Consider the following 22,510-nt stretch of genomic DNA (forward strand, 5'->3'; position numbering starts at 1 on the left):
AGTGGCATGAGTTGCATAATTTAAGGTCTGAATTGATAATATCAACCTATTCTTTATCACCATTACTATTATTGCAATTCCTTATGCTATAAATTTTCCAATTGATTACTTCTCTTATCCTTACTCGCAGTCCACATAAACCCTATATAGATAAAGCGTTTTGCTACAGGTCTTTGCTCTATTGCATGATTGTTGTTTGGTAAAAATGTATAACCATAGACTGGATTTAGCCCTAATAAGTTATCTACAGATAGGTAGATTATCTTTTGAGCTTTAAGTAGATAAGCCCAACTAAAACTAATATTGTTTACCTGGCTTGTCTTATAACTAATTGGATGCAACTCATAAGGATTATAGATTTTTCTTGGCGAACTATAATTATAAGTAACACTAAGCTGGGACTTTAAGGCGTCTATCCAGTATTTACTAACCAAAGAAAGATTGTGCTTATAAATATAATCAGGTTGTAAGTAGTCTTGCCAATAGAGGGCTTTACGCTTAGAATCTAAAAAGGTATAACTAATCCAATACTTAAACCTATTGCTTTTATTACTGCTTTTATAAAACACATCAAACCCCTTTACATAACCTTTGCCGTTTAGAAAATATTCATGGTTGTTTTCCATACTAGCCAAAGCAAGTCTATTATAATTTTTATAAAAAACCTCCCCTTGTATAAAGCGTCTTTTATAGGAATAGTTATACCTCACTATGTAATGCTCTACCTTCATTACACCTGGCTGCTTCAAGATAATCTCTCTAGATTTATCATCGAAGTTTTGAGTGAATTTCCCATAAGAGAAACCCAGACTCTCTCTTGTATTCCAACTGTATTTAAGCAGAGCTCTAGGTTGAATATCTACACTATTTACCTTGGGATATTTTGTAGCGCGCAACCCTAGCTCTAGACTTAAATCATTATTTATCTGCCAATTATTTTGTACAAAAGCTGAAAATCTATTCATATCAAAACGCAGCCTGTCATAAAGTAGTGCCTCCTTAAAATCTATAGTCGATATAGATTTTTGATATTCCACTCCTACAAAAGAGCTCAAATAATTACTCCAAGAGTAGGATAACTTTACTTTTTGAAGTAGCTCTATATCATATAAGTTCATTAAACTATTATTTAATCCTTGATCTTGTTTTGTTAAACCAATTCCAGTGGATACTTCTAATTTCAAAAAAGGAAGAATATTTTTATATAGATAACTATTGATATACCCTTGATAAGATTGTAAGGCTAGGGTATCTACTATAGGGGTTGGTTTATAATCTTGTATAATTTTAACCTTTGAAACCTCCATTTGAGTGAATAGCTTATAACCGCCATCTTTAAAGAAGGTCTGAAAACTGGACTCTAGACTAAGAGACTCAAAGGGTTTAATACTCTGATAGGATTGTTTAATTACTTTAGTGTAAGGCGCTAAATTCAAATAATTAAGATGAACAGAATAAGCATTACCCTCACCCTTTACAATGGTTCCAGCGCTAACCCCAACACTAGAGACCGAATAGTCTTTTCTTGATTCTCCTAAATCATCCAATGTTTGTAAATCCAAAATCCCAGATAAAGCCTCACCAAACTCTGCGCTATATCCACCCGAAGAAAAACTCATTCCCTTAAATATAAATGGATTAAATTTAGAGCGTACCGCTGTGTTTCCAATCTTAGGACTATAAGGACTAAATACCTTAATTCTATTAATGTAGGTATTTGTTTCGTTTGCATCTCCCCCTCTAATTAATAATCGCCCATCCAAAGGATTAGTACTTCCAGAGGGCAAATTACTTACTAGTCCTATAATATTACCTGGACTCGAAGCAGTACTAACTACATCCATAGCCGTGAAAGAAATACTTTGGGATAAAGCTTCTTTCTTTTTTGGGGATAGCGAAATTAAAATCTCCTCTAATTTACTTGGATCCTTCACCAAGGTAAAGGATAAAACGCAATCTGTAGTGGTATATATGGTTTGCTCTATAGGTAGAAAGTCTTTATGTATCAAACGAATGGACTCTTGAACTATACTATCGGGAACAATAATTTCAAAATTTCCACTACTATCACTTACCGAACCATAAAAGCTATCCACTAAATAAACATTTACCTCACTAATAGGCTGAGCTAAAGAATCCTTTACACTTCCTTTTAAATGAATTTGCTGAGCAAAAACTATAGAGCTACTTAGTACCAAAACAAAGGCAAATAACGATTTCATAACCATGTCATGTATATTAGAATTTCACCGTAAATCTATTCTATGGTATGCCGCTACTCAAATCAAAATGCGCGAGTTGTATGCAATGTAGTTTGAATGGTAAAACTCCCTAATAGAAATAGCCTGTTTTTATAAAAACGATCCTTTTGCTATAAAGAAGGTCTATAGTTTATTTTAAAACAGAGTACTCTATTTTACCTTAAAAGCAGTAATAATATTAAGTAAAAAATGTATCTTTAGTTTTTAGAAAACAAAACTAACCTACCCTATTACAAATACTTATGAGAAAACTTTTTGTATTTCTGCTCCTTATTATATATGGTAGTAGTAACGCCCAACAATATGATAAAGTCTTTATTGAAAAGTCAAACGTAGATAAAAACAATGTAGTCTATCGTGTAGGAAGTAATTTTTACTATACAGTAAAAATCCAATCCGAAAATAAAGAGTATTATTTAGATAAGGCGCAAAAAGATTCACTTACCACCAATAAAAATGAAGCTATTGATGAAATTCAATTATCTGTGGTTAAAGCAAAGTTATTTGGTAGAACCAATAAAAACCAAACAGAGATAAAGTATAGTGATTACCCCAATCCTACTTTTAGAACTTCTACAGGACTAGTAGATAACCAAGAGAATATTTGGCTGCATCCTCCACGCTTTGGTTATTTAAAAGCTTTAGAAACTTGTCCTTTTCCTTATATTAAACTACATGAAAATAAAGGCTTTACTTGGACAGATCAAATGAGTATTGCTCCTTATTGGGGTGATCCTAGATGGGCAGTATGGGAAGGAAGATTACTTTTAAACTACACCTATGAAATACAAGGTCAAGAGATTCTAACTACCCCATTAGGAGAGTTAAAAACAACAAAAGTGTATGGTATAGCTACCACTGATATTGGACAAAGTTCTTTAATGGCATATTTTAATGAAACCTATGGTTTTGTAAATTTAGAGTATACTTTATTCAATGGAGATAAAATTATATTAGAACTCCAAAGGGCTACGTTTGAGTAATCGAGTTGATTACTACTTCTCCTTTAATTATTATTTTCAGCAGTCCTTTACCCAGTAAATATGAAAGAACTTAAACTATTGTCCTATAGCCTATTGTGTTTAACCTTACTTTTTATAAATTCAGCTTTTGCTCAAAGCACTCCTCTATCTATTAAAGGTAGTATTAAAAACGCACCAACTGATTTACTTCTTAAATTAAGGGACATGGAAAATAATAAATGGGTCGATTCGACTTTTGTAAAAGACGGAGAATTTGACTTGATAATACAGAACCAAGACAGGAACTACCCTATCCCTTATTTTCTCAAGTTAGAACAAAAAGATACAATTATTGCTCTACTGTTAGAGCCTCAAGGTTTAGTGAAGATGGAAATTGATTACCAAAATTTCAATAAAAACACCATAAAGGGCAGTCCATATCAAGATTGGTATGAGCAGTTAGATTCCATTTTTTATCAGCCTTATGTAGATATTATTAGTTATCGATACGCTAAAGATTATTACGAGAACTTACAAACTCCCGCTGCTAATGAAAAGGTAATTAAAGCTCAGAGTATAATAGAAGATAAGCAAGGCGAGGTAAACCAAGCAATTTCAAAATACAAGGCTAATCCAGTGGCATTATATTATATTGCTACCTATTTAAATACCTATCAGCCTAAAGTAAGCGTTTTACAGGATTTTCTATCTGGTTTACAACAAGAAGAAAAGAATACAAAATACGCACAAGCTATAGCCCAATATATAAAACAGCAGCCAAAAAGCTTAAACGACACCTTATACAATGATAAACTTACTCCTATAGCTTTATCCCAAGTATTTACAAAAGACTATCTTTTAATTGAAGTAGGATCTAACTACTGCGGGTATAGCAAAGATGGGCAAGTAGATGTACTTGAAGTTCAAAGTGAATTATCTGCTTATCTAGATGTTATTTCTATTCACTCAGATAATGATTTAGAAGGCTTACAAGAGTATTCTAACAACCCTTTATATAACTGGAATTATTTATTTGATCCTAACGGAAGATATAGCGATTTTTTCATAAAGTATAGCATTACAGCTACGCCTACTTATTTACTATTCAATAATCAAAGGGAGTTAATAAAAAGATGGGAAAACAATGATAACTGGACCAAGGAACTAAAGGAGATAATAAAAGGTGTATAAGTAAACTTAAAGCTTAAGCTCCAAGTGTTTTCTTGAGTAGTAAACACTCTTGGTATTATTTTAACTACTTTGAGCCTTATTTATCATCGTATCAATAATTAAGGTCTTATTGTAGGGTAAATAGAATAGCTCAAAGTAAAGAATTCTTGAGTTGGATTACTTCTTATTCGGATAAACGCGTTTCATTAGCAGTAGCAGTAAAGTTGGAGCTCAAAGCATCAAAAAAATCTTCATGACCAGGGTATAGCGTTTTATATAACAAAAGCTGTCGAATAAATTCTTCTTCTGAGGCCATTAGACTTTTGATAGAGAATAAATCATAAAAAGCCTCTTCTTCAAAGATATTTTCACTTTCTATAACCTTTGTAATTGCTTCTTCTGATTTTATTAAGTTATCTAACCTACAATGCTTGTCATTACACAAATAGGACCTAAAGTAATACAGATACATTTCTTTTTTATAAGGCCTTGTAAAATCATTTTTATCTAAAGAATCAACGAATCTTTCACCATCCTGAAAGTTCTCTAAAATAAGTAAAATAGAAATCTTTACCTTGATGGACATTTTTCTTGTATCATCGCATAGTAAGGAATCTTCTAATGCATCAAGAGCATTTTGTAAGTCACTGGTATTTTCAGGTATTAGCAAGTAAGAATTATATATATCTAAAGCTTTAGTAAAGCTTTCTTTACATCCTAAAGCATTCCCACGTTTATCTTGACAACTTATGCAGCAAAGACAAAATAGAATGTAAGCGAAACCTACTACTTTTTTACACATCATATATATCTAGCATTTAATATTAATAGAAATTTGCTCTATTTTTTTCACAACATCCATAGAATTGTAGACTCCAATTTGCTTTACTTTTCTGCACTATATATCTATTGCATTGCCATTGGTATCCATCCAATTAATCACTATATCATATAAGTTTATATTTGACTAATATTTTAAGTGCACAATTGTAATGATTTTATCCAAAATCATTTATCTACTACTTTAGTTCATTATTTGTAGAGTACAACAACTCTATAATTCGAGTTGAAAAAACATACTATTTATTCTTAACAATTTGACTATAGAGGTTCAAACCCTCTATGGACATCACTCCACTTCTTAGTATCGGAATAGTAATTCATTGACTCTCCAACACCTGCTTTTGTAAAATATACAATATAATTTACATTATCCCAGCGAGTGTAATAAAGTGGACCTTCCATTTTTTCTTCAATGCCGATATCATTCAAACTATTTGGTAAACGCCCCTGTTTTAATCTATAAGACTCGATTTTTTCAACAATTAAGTTTCCTTGATCTATTAATCGTTTCTCTTGGGTAGCACCAAAGTAAAAGAAACACACCAACAAAGATGTTATACCTAATAACGTAAAAGTAAGTACTTTTTTTCTTCCCATATTTTTTCAATTAATATTCACTAACTTCCCTTACTCTAAACTTTTGATTTTCAAGTACTTTTTTAACTAGCAGATAACTACAGTTCAAAACTTTGTTCGCAGAGTTAGTTAAAGGTTTAATCTAATTCTCTTTTTGATGGTTGAACATCCACAGAAGGAACTCCATTAATTAAGGGCTGTTTACAATTCCATTCCATATAATAAACCATATCCTTTTTGTGTATCTCAACTATTAAAGACTCCTGTTGCTTTATTAAAGTATCTCCTTTTGCCCAATAATTTTCAAAAATATCATGCCACCTATAATTGTATACTTTAATTACTGTGTCTTTCTGGGTTTGTAAATCTTTGCCTTGTAATTCATAATAAAACACACCATTTTTATAACTACTTTCAGGTTTTGAACTTAAGATCAAATTATACTTTACTGCTAAAGTAATAGCTGCTATCTCTTCACAGTGTTCCTTTTCCAAAAAACATCCCGTAAACCAGAAGCTCATCAATAATATAAAATAAAATCTATTCATAAAAAACAATAGCTATAATTCTTTTAAAGGTATTATAGGTTTTCTCCCTGTTTGGATTCTTCTGTTAATAGCTAAGGCATATATAAATCCGTCTGCTAATATTGACCTTTGTATATATAAACAACTTAAAAGCAATTTGTATCCCCCTTTCACTAAATGCAATAGTAGAATTCACCTACTAAACAGCTGTATAAGTAAATCCACTTTTACATTTCTTCTAGAATAATATCTAGACTATCCGATAAAGGAATTTCTTCTTCTATTATTTTGACAGAAAAATAGCCTCCTTCATAATCCGCCCAAAAAGTAAAAAAACCATTTAAATAAAAATAATATATTACGGAATACAATTCATTTTCCGATTTTAACCCATTAGTTGACAATATTACTCTATTATCGGACAAAAATATTTCAACATAATTATTCTTGAACCTTTCAAAACCTAATTGGAGGTACTCTGTTTTAATTTCATTATCAATAAAGAAGCTACCAATCCTATATTGGCAAGGAACTTCTATTTCACCTGCTAGGACTTTCTCTATGAATTCCTTTAATGTTAACGAATCCTTATCCTTTAAAAGAGATTCACTATAGTATATACCTTTTATTTTAAAAGCATTAGTTACAATCACAGAGTCTTTATTTTTTACAAACAAATAGTTATCATCGTAATAGGAATGCCCTATATCTTGGGTGTTAGAAGTTAATTTATTCAAGCTTTCAAACAATAACTCCTTATCAGACTGAGCATTGCAATTAAGAGCACTCAATAAAAAAACAAAAAGTAAAAAAATCGATTTCATTAATATAGTTTTTCTAATTTATATGATTCATTCTCTTGAAATCCATAAACACGTCCATCTTTTATAGTAATAAGTATGGTATTATCTCTTAACTTCAACTCACCATTAATACTATCCACATTTCCACTCATTACTTTAACTGTAAAGTGCTGATTAACTCTTTTATTGACTTCAAATATTTTATCTTTTCTAAAGTACTTTATTTCGTAAGTTTCTTTCTCTACTTCAAATCTGTATTGCTCTAGAATACTTCTTTGTTGTTTATCTTGATCGATATTAACTACAACCGTAAACAATATAAAAGTTAATAAAGCGCATAGTACAGAATTAATCAAAAACAAACCTATGATCCCCTTCTTCACTTTCATGCTATAGAGAATTGCTACAATAAACAAGTTTATAATTACAGTTATTGGAATTAAATATACTAAAGCAATTGAAGTGCTAGAATCAGGACTTAGCCATTTTATTAGAAACCAAAGAATAATGAAGTCTAATATCACCAAGATGAATAGATTTACATACTTTTTCATATCATATTAATTACTAGGTTTATGCTCCTGTGACTTTAATTACTACATAAGCCCCATTACGAATTAGTTTTAAAATATTGCCATGTTATCATAAGAGGGATTAAGAGAGGCAATCTTACAGGAGCTTCGAAAGCTATGAACCTATAATATTCAGAACTACGATAAAAACATTACCAAAAAAACAGAAATCGAAGATAAAAAATTGCGAAATAAATCCAACTAGTCCGACAATTAGAAAAAGACGATATACAAACCATCTTTAAACTCATTGACAAAACACTATCCAATCAAAATTATAAATACCTCTTTTCACAATAACATAGCAACGCTATAAAATGACAGAGCCTCGCTAACGCAGAGCTTTTTCATTTTCATTACTTCAAGAGACTTTTTCACTGCCCTTATTAAATGTCTTCCGTGTTTTATCTTTTAATTATCGTGTTTTATTCTAGCTTCTTACCTTTCTTATCTGTAGCAAAGTTTTCTTGAATATTGATAGTTAAATAATCAGTACTTGGTTTAACATCTTTAAACTTAATAGCATTTGGTTCATAGAGAATAGTCTTGAAATCATCGGAATATTCCAAAAACTCCCATTCTCCCTTTTCATCATTCTCTATTGTGTATTTTTTTAGATTACTTTCTAAGTTTCCTTCATCTCTGACTATTATTTTATAAGAAAGCTCCTTCTCATTTGAAAAGTAGAGTGTTAAAAATTGTTTATTAATGATTTCTATGTGACTTACTGTAGGCTTGTGATTACTTCCATATCTTCCAGGTATTATATACACTTTTCCATCTGCTCTTTTCCAAACAGTAATGCATTTATCATTGGAAACACAGTAAAAAGACTTCACCCCATCAGATTTACAACTAGTCATTATTAATAGAATGAGAAACACAAAACCCCATGCTAATATTATAAATATCTTTTTCATAACTCTTAGTGTTTAGGTCCAATTGGCCAGGGATTAGTTACTTTCTGTAATTCTTTTTCAAGTTGTTGTTTATAAATAGGAAAGGCTACATTATGATCAGCTCTCTCTGCTCTTTGAGTCGACTGAGCTTGTACTTTCCTAGTTCTCCTCTTAAATACATTCCAAGTTTGGTACTTCTGTTTGATCTGAATAGCATCAAAAGCTATTCTAGAAACCCCAAAACTTTGACCATGCTTTCTAGCTATATAACCCGCTACATAATTACCAATATCTCCTGCCCAGGCTACTTTTGCAGTAAACGACATACCACGATAATAATGTTGACTAACAATTGTATTTTCATTTATCTCATCCATTCCCTTATACTTAAAATCAAGAGGCTCTTTTTCTTTTGCCTTTAATATATAATCGACTAACTCAACATTTCTGATTTCATTATCCATAAAATTTTGTATAGATTTAATTTGGATATTCACCCATCTAATTTATATCTTGATTTACTAATTACAAAAACAGTCTCCCTACTATATGGATCGATTACATTAATTAGGTTGTTAGCTACTTAAGTGTACGAACTAATATGATAATTTTTCTCCGCCAGCAGATTCATAAGCAAGAATCTCTCGAACTATACTCAGGAGTTCTTGTTTATGAATTATTTTATATAATATAACCCTTTAAGATTACTTACAGTATATAATCCTTTCACACCCTGCTCCTTACATATTTCAGTGTCTTTATCTAACATAAAGCAAGGCTCAATGGAACTAAACCCCGTCAATGGATTATCACTAATCGTGTAGTCTGGAAAGTTTGTTAATTCAAAACTATAACATTCGCTTTCCTTTATTTTCTCAAATTTATATTTTTCATCTTCTTTTTTAGATATTATTTTATAGTTCTGTTTATCTTTTGTACAGTAAATAATATAAAAAGAACTTATAGAGTCAATTTTCAATATCTTATATAAATCGTTTTCACCTGTGTTTGTCACCTTTTTATCTGACTTGTTTTTCATTTGAAAACCACAAGAAATAGCGATTACAAAAAAATATACTAATAAATTTTTCATCTTCTTTATTATTTTGGGATAGTTTGAAATATTCTCTGTGAACTATCTGTTGATTATTATAACTTACCTGGGTTGACATTCGAATGACCTCTAAAAACTGCTTGTTCCCTAAGCATTATAATAATCTTCTATAGCAATTCAGTTCGTACATCATATACTCAACCCACGAATTGTTCCAAAATCATTAAACTTATACACTTTTACCAATGTAGGTGAAGAGTCGAAGTTTTTCTATAATTTCAACAGTGGCTAGTGTTTCTTCTACTATTGTAAATAATAAAGCTATATATATTATTGTAGAGTTCTTATGCTTATCACAGAACAACCAGGTTGGCTTTCAAACAACAGAAATAATTATATAATTAAGTAAACTAAAAACATTAATAATTGACCAAAACTCAAATAACTTAATACTATTGAATCTTTCTTTTTTACTAAATCCACAATCAGCATTGTAACCAATAAAATCCCCACCCCACATACTATTAACCAATCTTCTTTATCTAAAGACAAAAAAGACAGAATCGATATTAATGTAATGTACACTATATTGACTATAATTAAAATTATCTTTTTTTTCGGCAGACTCCTCCCTAAATTAATCAAAATGAAAGGTACCGAAGTTATTAGGAATATAATTAACACCCCCATTGCCATACCTCCTTCTTTTTTAAGAAGGAAATATATTACGCATAGAACGATTATATATATAACAAAATAAATATTACTTAACCATTTTACCATTTAAAATCCTATTTAAAAATATCAGCTTAACTAGAGTTTGTTTGTTTCTTTAAACTACTTTATCCATATTTTCCCTTGCCACAATAACTGATTTCTGCCTTTGATATAAATTAATTCTTGATTATAAGGTTCAAATTCAAAAAAACATCGATCAAAATTAGGTAAAGTGACCACAAGATAATTATACTTTTCCGTATCAATGCTTTGTTCTCAAATATTAAATAATATCCTGCTCTTATAAAGCTCCGTTGCTGATACAATAGCATTCAAACTAAGACTGATTTGATTTGTAGGAGTCTTTCTATTCCATAAATATTTTGATTTTGGTAATATAATAAATGTTTTGTCTGTTGTTATGGATTTAATGTTATTATGGTTAAAAGTTAAGCGTAGATTTCCAGAGGATAAATCATCTGGAAAAACCACTTTGACATGCAAACTATCTTGTAAAAATTTGTTCCCTTTTTTGATTTCATAGTCAAAGCCTTTCTGCTTTTCATAATGATCTTCACTTGTAATCTCTAACACGTTATCTGCTATAACCGACCATTTTCCTTTCGAAGTATAATCGCATTGCTCTATTACGGGGTAAATAACATTTGCGTATTCCATAATATATAAGTTCCAGCAGGCTTTAACTCCATCTTTTCAGAACTTTCTTGTCGTTGATATAAACCTGAGATATCCTGATTTTTTAATGTTTGACCTTTTATGGAAATACAGCTAAAAAGTAGAAGCCCTACTCTAAAACGTAAATAACATTTTTCTCATCTCTCTTTATCTTTTAATTTTTAGTAAACTATTACTTTACCACCTGAATATTTTATATTCAGCAATGTTGTACCAATAATGATATTGAAAAGAACTCGCAACAAAAGGCTATGAACCATCAAAATAAAATTGTGTCTGATAAGCATTAACAGCATTATCCATTGCTCCCTGTATCGTGGTGGCTGCGTTCAATAATTTACCTTCTTTATTAAATTGAACCCTGTAACTAATAGACAACATAAATCATTCGTAGGGTAGTTCCAATTATTATAGTTCCCAGATTGGCTGATATTTTTCAGGATTTTTTTGCCTTTTTTCAAAGTAATACTGAGAAGAATTTAAGTCCTTCACAAACCTGCCTTTTAATAAAAAAAGATGCTTTTGATCCTTTCCAAATAATAAAAGAATAAAATCATCAGTACATAATAATACATCATATTTATGTCCATCCCATGAAAAAATACTATCGTTACTTATAGACCAGTCTCTATTATCATAAATTAGGTCCCCATCAGTATTAAAATCAATCATCTTCCCATTTTCATCTTTTCGAAATCTATTATACTGCATATCACTATTAAATTGATAGTAGGTCCCTATCCTAGGTAAATTCTCACCTGAGAAAACTGTCCAATATTCATTTTCTCCATTAATAAAGTAATCCTTCATCTGTTTGTTAGTACAAGATGAAATCATTAGTATTAAACAAAACGAAAGAAATCCTTTAATTATCATTATCTGTTTTTTCATATCTTATTACTACCCTCTGATTATTATAACTTCCTTCAAAATTTAAAGTAGCCTTAGCAAAATTGCCAGGGTCTTTAATTACTCCTTCTAAGTGTTTACTACTGCACGTTTTGCGCAAAATAGGATAGTATAAAAACTAAGTATCTACAACTATCTAATGATATAATAATGCATTTAAAACCTCCATTAGAACTATACCTACCAATAACTTTAAAACTAAAATCCTAGTTTGGGTACTTTCTAGCATGTTTGACTTACCTAGCCAAATACCTAGTTTCGCTTTTCTCTTATCCAAGAGAAGGTTCTCATTATGACATTGCCTAAATGTAGGAGTTCAAATTCTTTTGAAAAAAGTTTAGACTTCCAAATAGACTTATATCCAAAGAATCTAGTCCTTTTATAAATGGTCTTTGGCGCAACACCAATTTAGATGAAAATACTTAAAACTCAAAGTACTTGTGGTCAAATATTTACAATTATTTTCACATTATACAAGCGGATTTAAGATGCAAATCTTCGCTATAGGATTGTGTAAAAAATGGTGCATAAAAGTTTACAATTAAAAAAATAAAAAATAAATTAAATAATTGTTTTACAACAACTTAAAAACAAAAGGGTTATCTATCCCGTATCCTGTCACTACAACTTACTTTTATTTTTACACCGTTTTTAATCACCCTTTAAACACAAAAAAATCCCAGCCACTAGACTAGGATTTTTAATTTTTATTATTACCACAACTAAAGATTAATTCTGGGCGATAGAAAGTAGTTAAAACTACACTCCTGATATATCAGCTATTTTTCTTATTCTTTTCGTTTTTAAAATAATCAAAATCACTCAATGAGTAGCTTTGGTTATTTTAATTTAGCTATATTTCGGACTATAAAAAACAATGAAAGTAAAGCTCCGACTAGAAATATAAACTTCATAAATCTTATAGTATATGCTTTTTCCTGGTCAATTTCAACCCATTGGTAACTATCCTTGATTTTGCCGTGCTCCCCATTGTCTATCTCCTTAAATGATATGGTGGGATTTCCTTTTTTATTTTTATAACCTGCTTCATACGATACCAAATACTTTATGTTATTCAAGCTGTCCGTACATTTAAGCAATACAGATGTATCATTATAGCCATAACCCAAAAATCTTTTGATTTTAAAACCAGTATTATAAAATCTAAAACCAACTCCAACAAGCTCAAACTTATCTTCATCAAGCAAAAAAAAACCTTGCGGATAATCAAAAGCAATTTTTGGCGTTATTCCATACGGCATATTTTTATTACACAAACTACATTCTAACCCATAACTATATCCTTTGCTATCATATTTAAAATACAATAGAACAAATACAATAAACAATACTAGAAATCCTAATATTTTTTTCATAACCTATCCAATCATTTATCGCCTTTAATAGGCTTGAAAAAACATGTTCTTACTTTTGCTTTATAGTGATCCTCCAAATCTTTCGAAATTAGGTCCAGGTCCATCAGGTTTTATGTTTGTCCAATCTCTAATAAGTGAAATTGTATCCTATGTATTTTCATCCCTAAAATCAGAATCCCACTAACAAACCTGTAAACACACAACATCCCAACTGTTATCATTGGGATGCTTACTTTTATTTATGAGGGTTACAAACCCATTGGCTCGGGTAATTTAGTTTCTAATTCCCTTGTTTATTATTAGCAATCTCATCAGACAAACGATTAATTAAATATGTAAGTAATTTATAATCTATTGGTGTAGCAAACGTAAGAGAGGACAGAGAAAATTCCCCATATTTCTCACCAGCTAAATCTTGTATTACAAAATAAGATAATTTCCCTGATATTGTTTTTGCCTCTGGTATATTATTTATTAAACTTCTAGAATACTTATCAAGATCAAATATAGGATCTGCGTCTAATAGTAATTTCTTGTATTCCTTTTCTTTTTTTCGTTGTTTTTTATTCTTCGCCTTAGACTTTACGTTATAAACATTTTTTATATTATCTGTATTATCCAAATCTATATAATATTCTTGATAACAAATAGAATCCTTAATTATCAAATAAAAATATTTATCGTCTATAGAATATAGTAGTTTAGGAGCTTTAATTGTATTAAAATAATTCAATACAATATCCGATTTACTTCTACTGTTTAGTACAATAGAATCTAATACAGCATCTCTATTATCTTGAGCCCTACATACAAACGAAAAGTATGAAAACACAGCTATTAAATATACTAGTTTCATTTTTTATTTTGTTAATGATAATTTCTGGAGATCTTTATTTACTACTTGAGTACCATTACGAGTTAGTTGTAAAATATTGCCATTCTTATCCTAAATAAGTCTATCCTCATAAGAAGTATTATTACCACTTAGAGGTAGTTCATATATTTTTAAAGCAGCAAGGGTAAGATGCTTTAAGCGGTCATACACACAACTTTAGCCTCTTTTATTATTATTTAAAGAACTCCTAGGAATTTGCATTGCAACTACACACAAAAAAGTATTGTGTTTGTAAAGCGTTACAATAAAACACGCTTTTTGATACATCACCCAATTATCTTGATATTACCAAATAACCTGTTTCATCGTCTATCTTACTGGTTATTTCCCATTTAAAGAGTTGCTGTATTATAGCTATTCTTTCATCATCTGTAATACCATCTTTTAAAGTTTTGCTATTATCAAAGTAGATTTTTATAAATTCATCTAATCCCTTTTCTGCGTTTGCGTCAACCCTTGGAACATCGGAAACTTCAATAAAGTTGGAATTTAGATTTTTGATTTCAATAGAATAACCATTGATTAGTTTCTCTTTTATTTCTTTTTTGTATTGCTCTCTACTAAAATCATCCTGTTTTTGAAAATAATAAAACAAGTCATCATTTTCTATAATATATCTTTCGCCATTGGCCAGTGAAAAAGAAACATAGTAACTGTACCTTTCAAAATCTGTTAAGACTTTATCAATAAAAGTACTTTCTGGTCCTTTATAAACCAAACACAAATTTAGTAGTAATAAAAAAAACCATTTCATAACTATTCTGTTTTCTTATGAGTCTAATTTAATAATTTTTCAGGAATTGATTTGCCAGCATATGTAGTTTTCTTTTCGTTCCCTGCTGCTTCTCTTGCTCTATTTTCCATATTTACGGCATTAACATACATAGGAATTCCGTCTCGGTTTTACTATAATCTGTCTTCCCTTGATCAGAATCCCACCCGTGGCCTAATAATTCGTAGCAAGCCCGGCTCTTGGAACTCTGTTACCTCCCTTTACATTAGTTTCTGTATCTAGATTATAGGCAGTATTATAACTTGTTGGGATACCCTTTTCAGCATTTGATTGAGAAATAGGTGAGTTTGCATTACCATCATCAGGAATAACAGTCATTTTAATAGTATGCATATTTTACTATCTAGTAATGTGGTAACTCTTCCTTTTAAATCAGTATTATCTTTTCATAATTAAGACTTCCCATAACTTTTGTAACATATCTATTTCTGCCTATATATACTTTGGTATTGGTACCATTGAATTTACCATTTTTGTATTGAACCCTTGTGCTGAGTTGTAGAACCATTATTATTAGTAACATCAAATGTTATCCCTATTTCTCTCCCATCAGGATCAATACATGGAATTGGATTATTAGCATAATAAACATAACCTTCAATATTTGGATACTTCTCCGCCAACGGATCCACATTCATCAATCTACCAATAGCTGCAACATAATTTCTAGCTCCTTAATCTTATACATTCAATCCTAATTCTTCTTGATTCTCTTTACCATTGTATTGGTATTCAAAATCTTTCAAGTAATCTATAGTGCTGCTACTTATACCCTCTCGTTACTTTCTTCTGCACCTTCTTTCCATAGCATCATACAGATAAGCAACTTTTAGATATCCAAACAGACTAAGTTTGTATTTTCTATTTCACGTCATTTTTAATTTATTTTTTTACTTAAAAATATTATATCTTTAATCTGTCTTTTTTAGATAAGAACTTCTAATTTTAACTCTTTAAACATATACTAATATTGAAAATTCAAAAGAAATGAATTATTATTAAAAAATATGAAATCAAAACTATCGATATCCAGGGCTTTAATTCTTTATTTATCCATCGAACGAAAGGATTCGTACAGGAGCTGATGGTAAGATATTATACTCCGTATACTACTAATTATTTTATTTTGGATGTTTAAAATCTCTAAAAGAAACACCATTAATCAAAGGATTTCCACATTGCCATTCCATATAATAAATAGTATCTCTTTTGTGTATCTCAACAATTAAAGACTCTTTTTTCTTTATTAAAGTATCTCCTTTTTCAGAAAAACTACTTATCATACTATACCATCTATAATGATACGCTTTAACTAAAGTATCTCTTTGTGTATTTAAATCCTTTCCAACTAGGTCATAATACCATGTTCCATTACCTGACCATTTTTCTGGCTTCTTATTCAGAATAAGATAGTAATCCTCTTTTAAAGTAACTTTAGTCATCTCTTCACAATACTCTTTATCTAAATAAGCACAAGAGGACAACAACATAGTAAATAATAAACCTATATATAATCGATTCATAAATTAAATTGATTTTAAATAATTTTTAAAATTTCTTTTAAGCTCTGAAGAAGAATATGTTTTTGATTGTCCCATTCGAACTCCTCCTCCTATTCCCGAACTAACCTTATGTACTCCATTCCCACTTTCAGGTCTTGAATACCCTAATGTATAACCATATCCCCCAGAAAAATCATAGCTTGTCCCCGCTATACCCTCCAAAAGTCGTTTATTTGAATCATTATTCCCATAGAAATCCATAGTTACTGAAAATGAAGGTAAATAATTAGTAATGCCTCCTGCATTAAATCCCGTAGTTCCTGAATAAGAAAAAAACACATCAAAATTATGATACTTATCGGAAACTATACTTGCCCCAAGAGCAGAACCAAAAGCAGATACACTACCTGAAAAACCAAATCCATCAGGAGTATAAGCTCCATATTCCCCCGACAGTACAGCATTAAAATAAGGATGTAAGGATGACTTTTTAGTCATCTCAATTTCTGGAAAAACAGCACTTACATCTGTTATACCTCCTGGGGAGTCATAATACCTACCTTCACTTCCTGATAATATTTCATCTGCTTAGGTATATCCTTCTGGTGTCTTATTTTTTGTATAATCATCACTATATGTCTTATCTCCTGTCTCCTCGTTGATTCTCCATCCATCTGCTGTCATACCTGTCGGATCAATTAAGTTTATTGGATTATTGTGTACATAATGATATGGATTCCAATTCGGAAACTTCTCCACTAGCGGATCCACATTAAACCACCTTCCGATAGCCGCATCGTAATTCCTTGCGCCGTAATCAAACACATTCAAATTCAACTCATCCAACTCAGCACTACGTGCGGTTCGTTCGTCAAAAGCTCTTCGCTTTCTTCTCCGAAATCATTGTACTGATACTTTTCCACAGCTTTGTTAGCCGTAGTCGCAATACTGTTTTCGGTATGTTGTAGTCCAAATGGGTAATAATCCGCTTCCGATAATATTTCATTAGCCTCAACATTATCATTCTTATTGATATCGGAATAACTAAGCCTCCCCGACACACCAATTGGCTCGTTCACTAAAAATGTCTACTAGACATTTTCTTAACGCTCCGCTCTCTAGACGATCTGCATATTGATATACAAACGCAGTTCATCGAATACCAAAACAAATAACATTTCTAATGAGATATATCTGCTATTTCTAGCATCGTAATACCCTTCTGGCGTTGGACACGAGCGAAGCGAACTGACGAAGTAAACCCTCCTAAATAATCCGTGGTTGTTACTACTGTACCTTGTGTTACTTCCTTCTGAACCTTCGCACCTCCTACGCTATAAATATATTCAATTTCACCGTTTCCAAAGGTGATTTCACCAATCTCTTATGCGCCATCTTATCAAATCACAAAAATCACAGTTCAGACAATATTGCAACGTTATAAATATCAAAGCCCCGTATCACTAAGGGCTTTGATGTTTATCACTTTCTTTATAAGCAAGAACTACACCCGAGGCTTTAGCCGAACAGGCGAAGTAAGTCCGCGCGATCTGGTGCTTTTTTACTCATAAGCACAAGCGAGACGCTTGCGCTAGGGGGGGGCATTCCTTTAACTTATTGCCATTTTTATCAGTAGCATAGTTTTCCTTAATATTTAGGCTAATATAATCGACTTCTTTTTTATACCTTGTATACTTACCATCAAAATAAGTATATAAACTATCATTTAGAGTCTTATTGTTTTTATAAAGGTCTATTAAGTCATTAGAAGACTGTTTAACAACTGTCGCATTCTTATCAACATCAATAAGTAACTTCCCATCTCTAGATATTAATAAATGTATGTTATCGTATCTGTTGTTTATTACTTTAATATAATCATCGACTGGTTTTTTTATACCTTTATACGTACCATATACTATCAGTAGCTCTCCATTTCCTAGTTCCCAAATAGTAATACATTTATCTTTGGTAATACAATAAAATGACCTTGCACCATCAGATTTACAACTATTTATAGTAAAAAAAAGTATTAATCCAAATATTAATATAATTATTGCTTTTTTCATTTTCTTTATCTTTGTATCCTGTTGGATAAGGATTAGTTGCTTTCTGCAGTTGCCTTTCGAGCTGTCTTTGTTTAAAAATAGGATAACCTGCATTATGACCAGCTCGCTCCGCTCTTTGTGTAGGTTGACCTTCTATTTCCCAACTTCGCCACTTAAGCACATTCCAAGTACGATATTTTTGTTTGGTTTCAAGTGCATCAAAAGCTATTCTAGAAGCTCCCCAACCTTGACCGTGCTTTCCAGCTACATAACCAGCAGAATAATTTCCAATGTCTCTTGCTGATGCCACTTTACCATTAAAAGACATTCCTCGATAATGATATTGGCTTTCTTGCTCCAATGTCAGTCCCTTAGGCATATCATTTGTCTTAAAATCAAGAGGTTCTCCACCTTGGGCATTTGAGATATAATCCATTAAACCAATATTTTTAATTTCATTATTAAAGAAGTTTTGTCCAGATTTGTCATTGTGATCTATTTTTGCATCAATAACAGCACTACCATCCTCGTGGTGGAAAGAATATTCCGTAAGCATTTCGCCAACGACTTCTCCTGTGCGTTTACCATTACTATCTACTACATAAATATTTTTATCTGAATTAGCTTGACCTCCTACGACTTTATATGTGCCATCGTCATTCTTAGTAACATCTATATGTTCAGCAGCCATCCCAGTAGGATCAACCATATTTATGGGATTGTTGTGTACATAATGGTATGGTGTCCAGCCTGCGAACTGTTCCGCTAGTGGGTCAACATTCATCCATCTTCCAATAGCTGCATCGTAATTCCTAGCTCCGTAATCATAAACATTTAATCCTAGTTCTTCTTGATTCTCTTTACCATTGTATTGGTATTTAAAATCTTTCATTAAAGGATCATTCTTTTGATTATAGCCTTTATGGGCTAATCCGAATGGATAATAATTAATCTGCTCAATGATTTCAGCTGTTTCTATCTTATTGTTACCGTCTTTATCACTATAAGATAGCCTTACATTACCCAGTTGATCTACATATTGATAAACATATTTATTTGTTTTAAAATCAAAGAACCCTTCTGATGTAGGTACAAAACTTAAAACATTATCTACATACTGAAAACCGTTTAAATAATCTGTAGTACTGCTACCCGTACCCTGGATAACTTTTTTTTGTACTTTCTTCCCACTAGCATCATACAGATAAGCAATCTTGTTAGATCCAATGTTTAACTCTACAGGTAAATGTAAAGAATTATAACTAATTTTTGTAATGTTTTTATTTCTGTCTACTGTTAGATTACCAAATACATCATAGGTATAATCTGCACTAGTTGTGGTGTTCCCTTTTTTAAATCCTTCTAAATTACCACTAGCATCTATTACTTTATAAAGTTTATTACTTCCTGCTTTATAGCTATAAATTAAGTTGTCTATCTGAGTGACTTTATTAGCTACGGAGGCCCCATTGCGAGTTAGTTTTAAAATATTGCCATTTTTATCGTAAGTAAGCTTTTCCCCATAAGGAGTATCATTACTGCTTATAGTTAAATCTGGGTCTTTTAAAGCAGCAAGGGTAAGGCGGTTTTAGCGGTCATACACATAACTATAACCTCTTTTCTTATTATCTAAAGAACTCCTATTTATGTAGAAAGACACCATTTTAGTTATATTTTGCAAACCAATAGAGTTTTGATGAACTTATTTTGCTTCCATATCTTTGCTATTCAATAATAATAAAGGTTTTTTAAACCTATAAAGTTGTTTATTATGAACTTCGGACCCCTTGTAGCAGACTTAAGAAAAGAGAAATGAATATCACAAACAGACTTGGCAAGTCAATTAGGTATTTACAAAAATGTATTGGGAAGATACGAGAGAAACGAAGTATTCTCATCGATTGATATTACAAGATAAATTGCCGATATACTAGAGGTATCCCTAGGTTTCCTTACAGGAAAACAAGAGATACAAATAGATAAAATAACAAGTGAGCGAATCTTAGAAGTGTCTAAGTTTGAAGAAATAGACCGCAATCACATCTTCTCGGTTATTGATGCGTTTATAGCCAAAAGAAAAATTCAGTCTATATTATAAAACAAAAAATCCCGAGCTAAACTCAGGTTTTTTTTAGTTATTTACTATAAATTTATATGTGATAAACGTCATTATTAAAGTAATTAACACACTAATTATATTTGCCCAAACAGTATGCTTTTTATAAAATAATAATATAGACAATTGTATTAAAAACAAAGGTACTATTATGTATATATCAATATAATATGCTCCAAAAAAATTTTTAGATGGTATTAAATTAATTATTAAAGCTTCGATAAAAGAAATTATAATACTAATAAACACTATTTTATTTGCCCCCATTTTCTTGTAATTTTCGTCCTACCTGTTCTATTTTCTTATCTGCTGCTTTTCCAGGTCGTGCTAAATCAAAATGAGAACCATTATCCCCATTTCCTAAAAAACTATTTTGCATTCCTCCTCTTATAAATTGTCCCTCCGATTTAGGATTACTTAGTAAATCTCCCTCTATATCATGTCTGATAATATTACCTATTTTACCAGGTTCTTGATACTCTTGCAGTTTTGTCATTAAATCACTTCCATCAGAAGTAGGGTTTCCTATCAAAATCAAATTGTCAATTTTATACCCTTTATCTGCTAATCTAATTGCAAGATGCTCTTGTAAAACAGCTCCATAACTATATCCTGCTAAATTTAATTGTTCTCCTTCTTTTAGAGGATTGCTTTTTAAGCTCTGCATGATTCCTTTCAATGCTCTTTGATATTGCTTATCCATTTTAGCTGAGTTGTATACAGTACCTATATAACCTACTTGTGCTCTGTAGGACTCACTATTCCTAAATTTATTAACAAAACCAATATCTCCTACTTTACCATGACTCGCATTTACTCTTGCAAATCCCTTTAACCTAAATTACTCCAAATAGACTTAAACCTATTCACATAATTCCATCCATCAGAATCATTACCAGCTCCAGCTACAAAGTATATTCTCTTTCCATCAGGATTAATTGCATTAATAGGATTATTAGCTACATAGGTATGAGGATTAATATTAGGGTATTTCTCCGCCAGCGGATCTACATTTAACCATCTACCAATAGCTGCAACATAATTTCTAGCTCCTTAATCTTATACATTCAATCCTAGTTCTTCTTGATTCTCTTTACCATTGTATTGATATTTAAAATCTTTCATTAAAGGATCATTCTTTTGATTATAGCCTTTATGAGCTAATCCAAATGGAAAATAATTAAACTGCTCAATAATCTCAGTTGCTTCTATCTTATTATTACCGTCTTTGTCACTATAAGATAGTCTTACATTGCCTAGTTGATCTACATATTGATAGACATATCTATTTGTTTTAAAGTCAAAGACCCCCTCTGATGTAGGTATAAAACTTAAAACATTATCAACATACTGAAAACCATTTAAGTAATCTGTAGTGCTGCTACTTGTACCCTCACGTTACTTTCTTTTGCACCTTCTTTCCACTAGCATCATACAGATAAGCACTCTTGTTAGATCCAATGTTTAACTCTACAGTTAAATGTAAAGAATTATAACTGATTTTTGTACTATTTTTATTCCTGTCTACTGTTAGATTACCAAATACATCATAGGTATAATCCGCACTAGTTGTGGTATTTGTATTTTTAGATCCTTCTAAGTTCCCACTAGCATCTACTACTTTAGAGAGTATATTACTTCCTGCTTCATAACTATAGGTTAAGTTGTCTATTGGAGTGACTTTATTGGCAACGGAGGCTTCATTTCGAATTAGCTTTAAACTTATTAAATATACTCCTATAAAAGAAGATGAAGAACAGTATTAGTCCTATTATAACTTTCAAAAAAACA

Annotated in this window: 24 protein-coding genes and 2 pseudogenes; 2 read left to right on the forward strand and 24 right to left on the reverse strand. The window is 31.0% G+C overall.

Annotation, left to right across the window (positions count from 1 at the left end; translation table 11 throughout):
- Positions 1-86: 86 nt before the first annotated feature.
- On the reverse strand, positions 87-2,222 hold the full coding sequence (locus ACYSNM_RS08520) for a TonB-dependent receptor plug domain-containing protein (protein WP_461756508.1): 2,136 nt from the start codon (positions 2,220-2,222) through the stop codon (positions 87-89).
- A 281-nt stretch (positions 2,223-2,503) separates the two neighbouring features.
- Between ACYSNM_RS08520 and ACYSNM_RS08525 the strand changes: the two genes are divergently transcribed.
- Together ACYSNM_RS08525 and ACYSNM_RS08530 are read left to right on the forward strand one after the other, a co-directional pair.
- Positions 2,504-3,244, forward strand: coding sequence for a hypothetical protein (locus tag ACYSNM_RS08525; RefSeq protein WP_461756509.1), 741 nt, complete (start codon positions 2,504-2,506; stop codon positions 3,242-3,244).
- A gap of 60 nt (positions 3,245-3,304) precedes the next feature.
- Complete coding sequence (locus ACYSNM_RS08530) at positions 3,305-4,414, forward strand: hypothetical protein (protein ID WP_461756510.1); 1,110 nt, start codon at positions 3,305-3,307, stop codon at positions 4,412-4,414.
- A gap of 163 nt (positions 4,415-4,577) precedes the next feature.
- Here the strand turns inward: ACYSNM_RS08530 and ACYSNM_RS08535 are convergent, their stop codons facing one another.
- The 23 genes and pseudogenes from ACYSNM_RS08535 to ACYSNM_RS08645 all read right to left on the reverse strand — a co-directional run.
- Complete coding sequence (locus ACYSNM_RS08535) at positions 4,578-5,198, reverse strand: hypothetical protein (protein ID WP_461756511.1); 621 nt, start codon at positions 5,196-5,198, stop codon at positions 4,578-4,580.
- Positions 5,199-5,494: 296 nt separating this feature from the next.
- Positions 5,495-5,833 carry a hypothetical protein gene (locus ACYSNM_RS08540; RefSeq protein ID WP_461756512.1) on the reverse strand — a complete coding sequence of 113 codons (339 nt, stop codon included), beginning with the start codon at positions 5,831-5,833 and terminating at the stop codon, positions 5,495-5,497.
- A 116-nt stretch (positions 5,834-5,949) separates the two neighbouring features.
- On the reverse strand, positions 5,950-6,360 hold the full coding sequence (locus tag ACYSNM_RS08545; RefSeq protein ID WP_461756513.1) for a hypothetical protein: 411 nt from the start codon (positions 6,358-6,360) through the stop codon (positions 5,950-5,952).
- A gap of 206 nt (positions 6,361-6,566) precedes the next feature.
- On the reverse strand, positions 6,567-7,163 hold the full coding sequence (locus ACYSNM_RS08550; RefSeq protein ID WP_461756514.1) for a hypothetical protein: 597 nt from the start codon (positions 7,161-7,163) through the stop codon (positions 6,567-6,569).
- Positions 7,163-7,696, reverse strand: a complete 534-nt coding sequence (locus ACYSNM_RS08555) for a hypothetical protein (RefSeq protein ID WP_461756515.1) — start codon at positions 7,694-7,696, stop codon at positions 7,163-7,165. The genes ACYSNM_RS08550 and ACYSNM_RS08555 overlap by 1 nt, the downstream gene beginning before the upstream one ends.
- Before the next feature lie 443 nt (positions 7,697-8,139).
- A complete protein-coding gene (locus ACYSNM_RS08560) occupies positions 8,140-8,577 on the reverse strand; it encodes a hypothetical protein (protein WP_461756516.1) in 438 nt (145 codons plus the stop codon).
- A 62-nt stretch (positions 8,578-8,639) separates the two neighbouring features.
- On the reverse strand, positions 8,640-9,077 hold the full coding sequence (locus ACYSNM_RS08565; protein ID WP_461756517.1) for a hypothetical protein: 438 nt from the start codon (positions 9,075-9,077) through the stop codon (positions 8,640-8,642).
- 212 nt (positions 9,078-9,289) lie between these two features.
- Positions 9,290-9,706, reverse strand: coding sequence for a hypothetical protein (locus ACYSNM_RS08570; RefSeq protein ID WP_461756518.1), 417 nt, complete (start codon positions 9,704-9,706; stop codon positions 9,290-9,292).
- Between the two features lie 954 nt (positions 9,707-10,660).
- Complete coding sequence (locus ACYSNM_RS08575; RefSeq protein ID WP_461756519.1) at positions 10,661-11,062, reverse strand: hypothetical protein; 402 nt, start codon at positions 11,060-11,062, stop codon at positions 10,661-10,663.
- Positions 11,063-11,488: 426 nt separating this feature from the next.
- Positions 11,489-11,971, reverse strand: a complete 483-nt coding sequence (locus tag ACYSNM_RS08580; RefSeq protein ID WP_461756520.1) for a hypothetical protein — start codon at positions 11,969-11,971, stop codon at positions 11,489-11,491.
- 857 nt (positions 11,972-12,828) lie between these two features.
- Entirely contained in the window at positions 12,829-13,365 is a 537-nt protein-coding gene (locus tag ACYSNM_RS08585) for a hypothetical protein (RefSeq protein ID WP_461756521.1), read from the reverse strand.
- 280 nt (positions 13,366-13,645) lie between these two features.
- A complete protein-coding gene (locus tag ACYSNM_RS08590) occupies positions 13,646-14,221 on the reverse strand; it encodes a hypothetical protein (protein ID WP_461756522.1) in 576 nt (191 codons plus the stop codon).
- Between the two features lie 313 nt (positions 14,222-14,534).
- Positions 14,535-15,014 carry a hypothetical protein gene (locus ACYSNM_RS08595; RefSeq protein ID WP_461756523.1) on the reverse strand — a complete coding sequence of 160 codons (480 nt, stop codon included), beginning with the start codon at positions 15,012-15,014 and terminating at the stop codon, positions 14,535-14,537.
- A 192-nt stretch (positions 15,015-15,206) separates the two neighbouring features.
- Positions 15,207-15,386 (reverse strand): hypothetical protein, encoded by a 180-nt coding sequence (locus ACYSNM_RS08600; protein ID WP_461756524.1) that lies wholly within the window; start codon positions 15,384-15,386, stop codon positions 15,207-15,209.
- Positions 15,387-15,517: 131 nt separating this feature from the next.
- Positions 15,518-15,715 (reverse strand): annotated as a pseudogene (locus ACYSNM_RS08605) (hypothetical protein); the annotation flags it as partial.
- 459 nt (positions 15,716-16,174) lie between these two features.
- A complete protein-coding gene (locus tag ACYSNM_RS08610; RefSeq protein ID WP_461756525.1) occupies positions 16,175-16,576 on the reverse strand; it encodes a hypothetical protein in 402 nt (133 codons plus the stop codon).
- 3 nt (positions 16,577-16,579) lie between these two features.
- A complete protein-coding gene (locus tag ACYSNM_RS08615; protein WP_461756526.1) occupies positions 16,580-17,053 on the reverse strand; it encodes a hypothetical protein in 474 nt (157 codons plus the stop codon).
- Positions 17,054-17,143: 90 nt separating this feature from the next.
- Complete coding sequence (locus ACYSNM_RS08620; RefSeq protein WP_461756527.1) at positions 17,144-17,380, reverse strand: RHS repeat-associated core domain-containing protein; 237 nt, start codon at positions 17,378-17,380, stop codon at positions 17,144-17,146.
- An 8-nt stretch (positions 17,381-17,388) separates the two neighbouring features.
- Complete coding sequence (locus tag ACYSNM_RS08625) at positions 17,389-17,616, reverse strand: hypothetical protein (protein ID WP_461756528.1); 228 nt, start codon at positions 17,614-17,616, stop codon at positions 17,389-17,391.
- A 504-nt stretch (positions 17,617-18,120) separates the two neighbouring features.
- Entirely contained in the window at positions 18,121-18,624 is a 504-nt protein-coding gene (locus ACYSNM_RS08630; RefSeq protein ID WP_461756529.1) for a hypothetical protein, read from the reverse strand.
- Positions 18,566-19,495, reverse strand: a complete 930-nt coding sequence (locus ACYSNM_RS08635; protein WP_461756530.1) for an RHS repeat-associated core domain-containing protein — start codon at positions 19,493-19,495, stop codon at positions 18,566-18,568. Before ACYSNM_RS08635 ends, ACYSNM_RS08630 begins: the two co-directional genes overlap by 59 nt.
- A gap of 1,477 nt (positions 19,496-20,972) precedes the next feature.
- Positions 20,973-21,422 carry a hypothetical protein gene (locus tag ACYSNM_RS08640; RefSeq protein ID WP_461756531.1) on the reverse strand — a complete coding sequence of 150 codons (450 nt, stop codon included), beginning with the start codon at positions 21,420-21,422 and terminating at the stop codon, positions 20,973-20,975.
- A 128-nt stretch (positions 21,423-21,550) separates the two neighbouring features.
- Positions 21,551-21,760: pseudogene (locus ACYSNM_RS08645) on the reverse strand (RHS repeat-associated core domain-containing protein); the annotation flags it as partial.
- Positions 21,761-22,510 lie beyond the last annotated feature (750 nt).

The organism is Myroides sp. LJL116 (genome assembly GCF_054871685.1).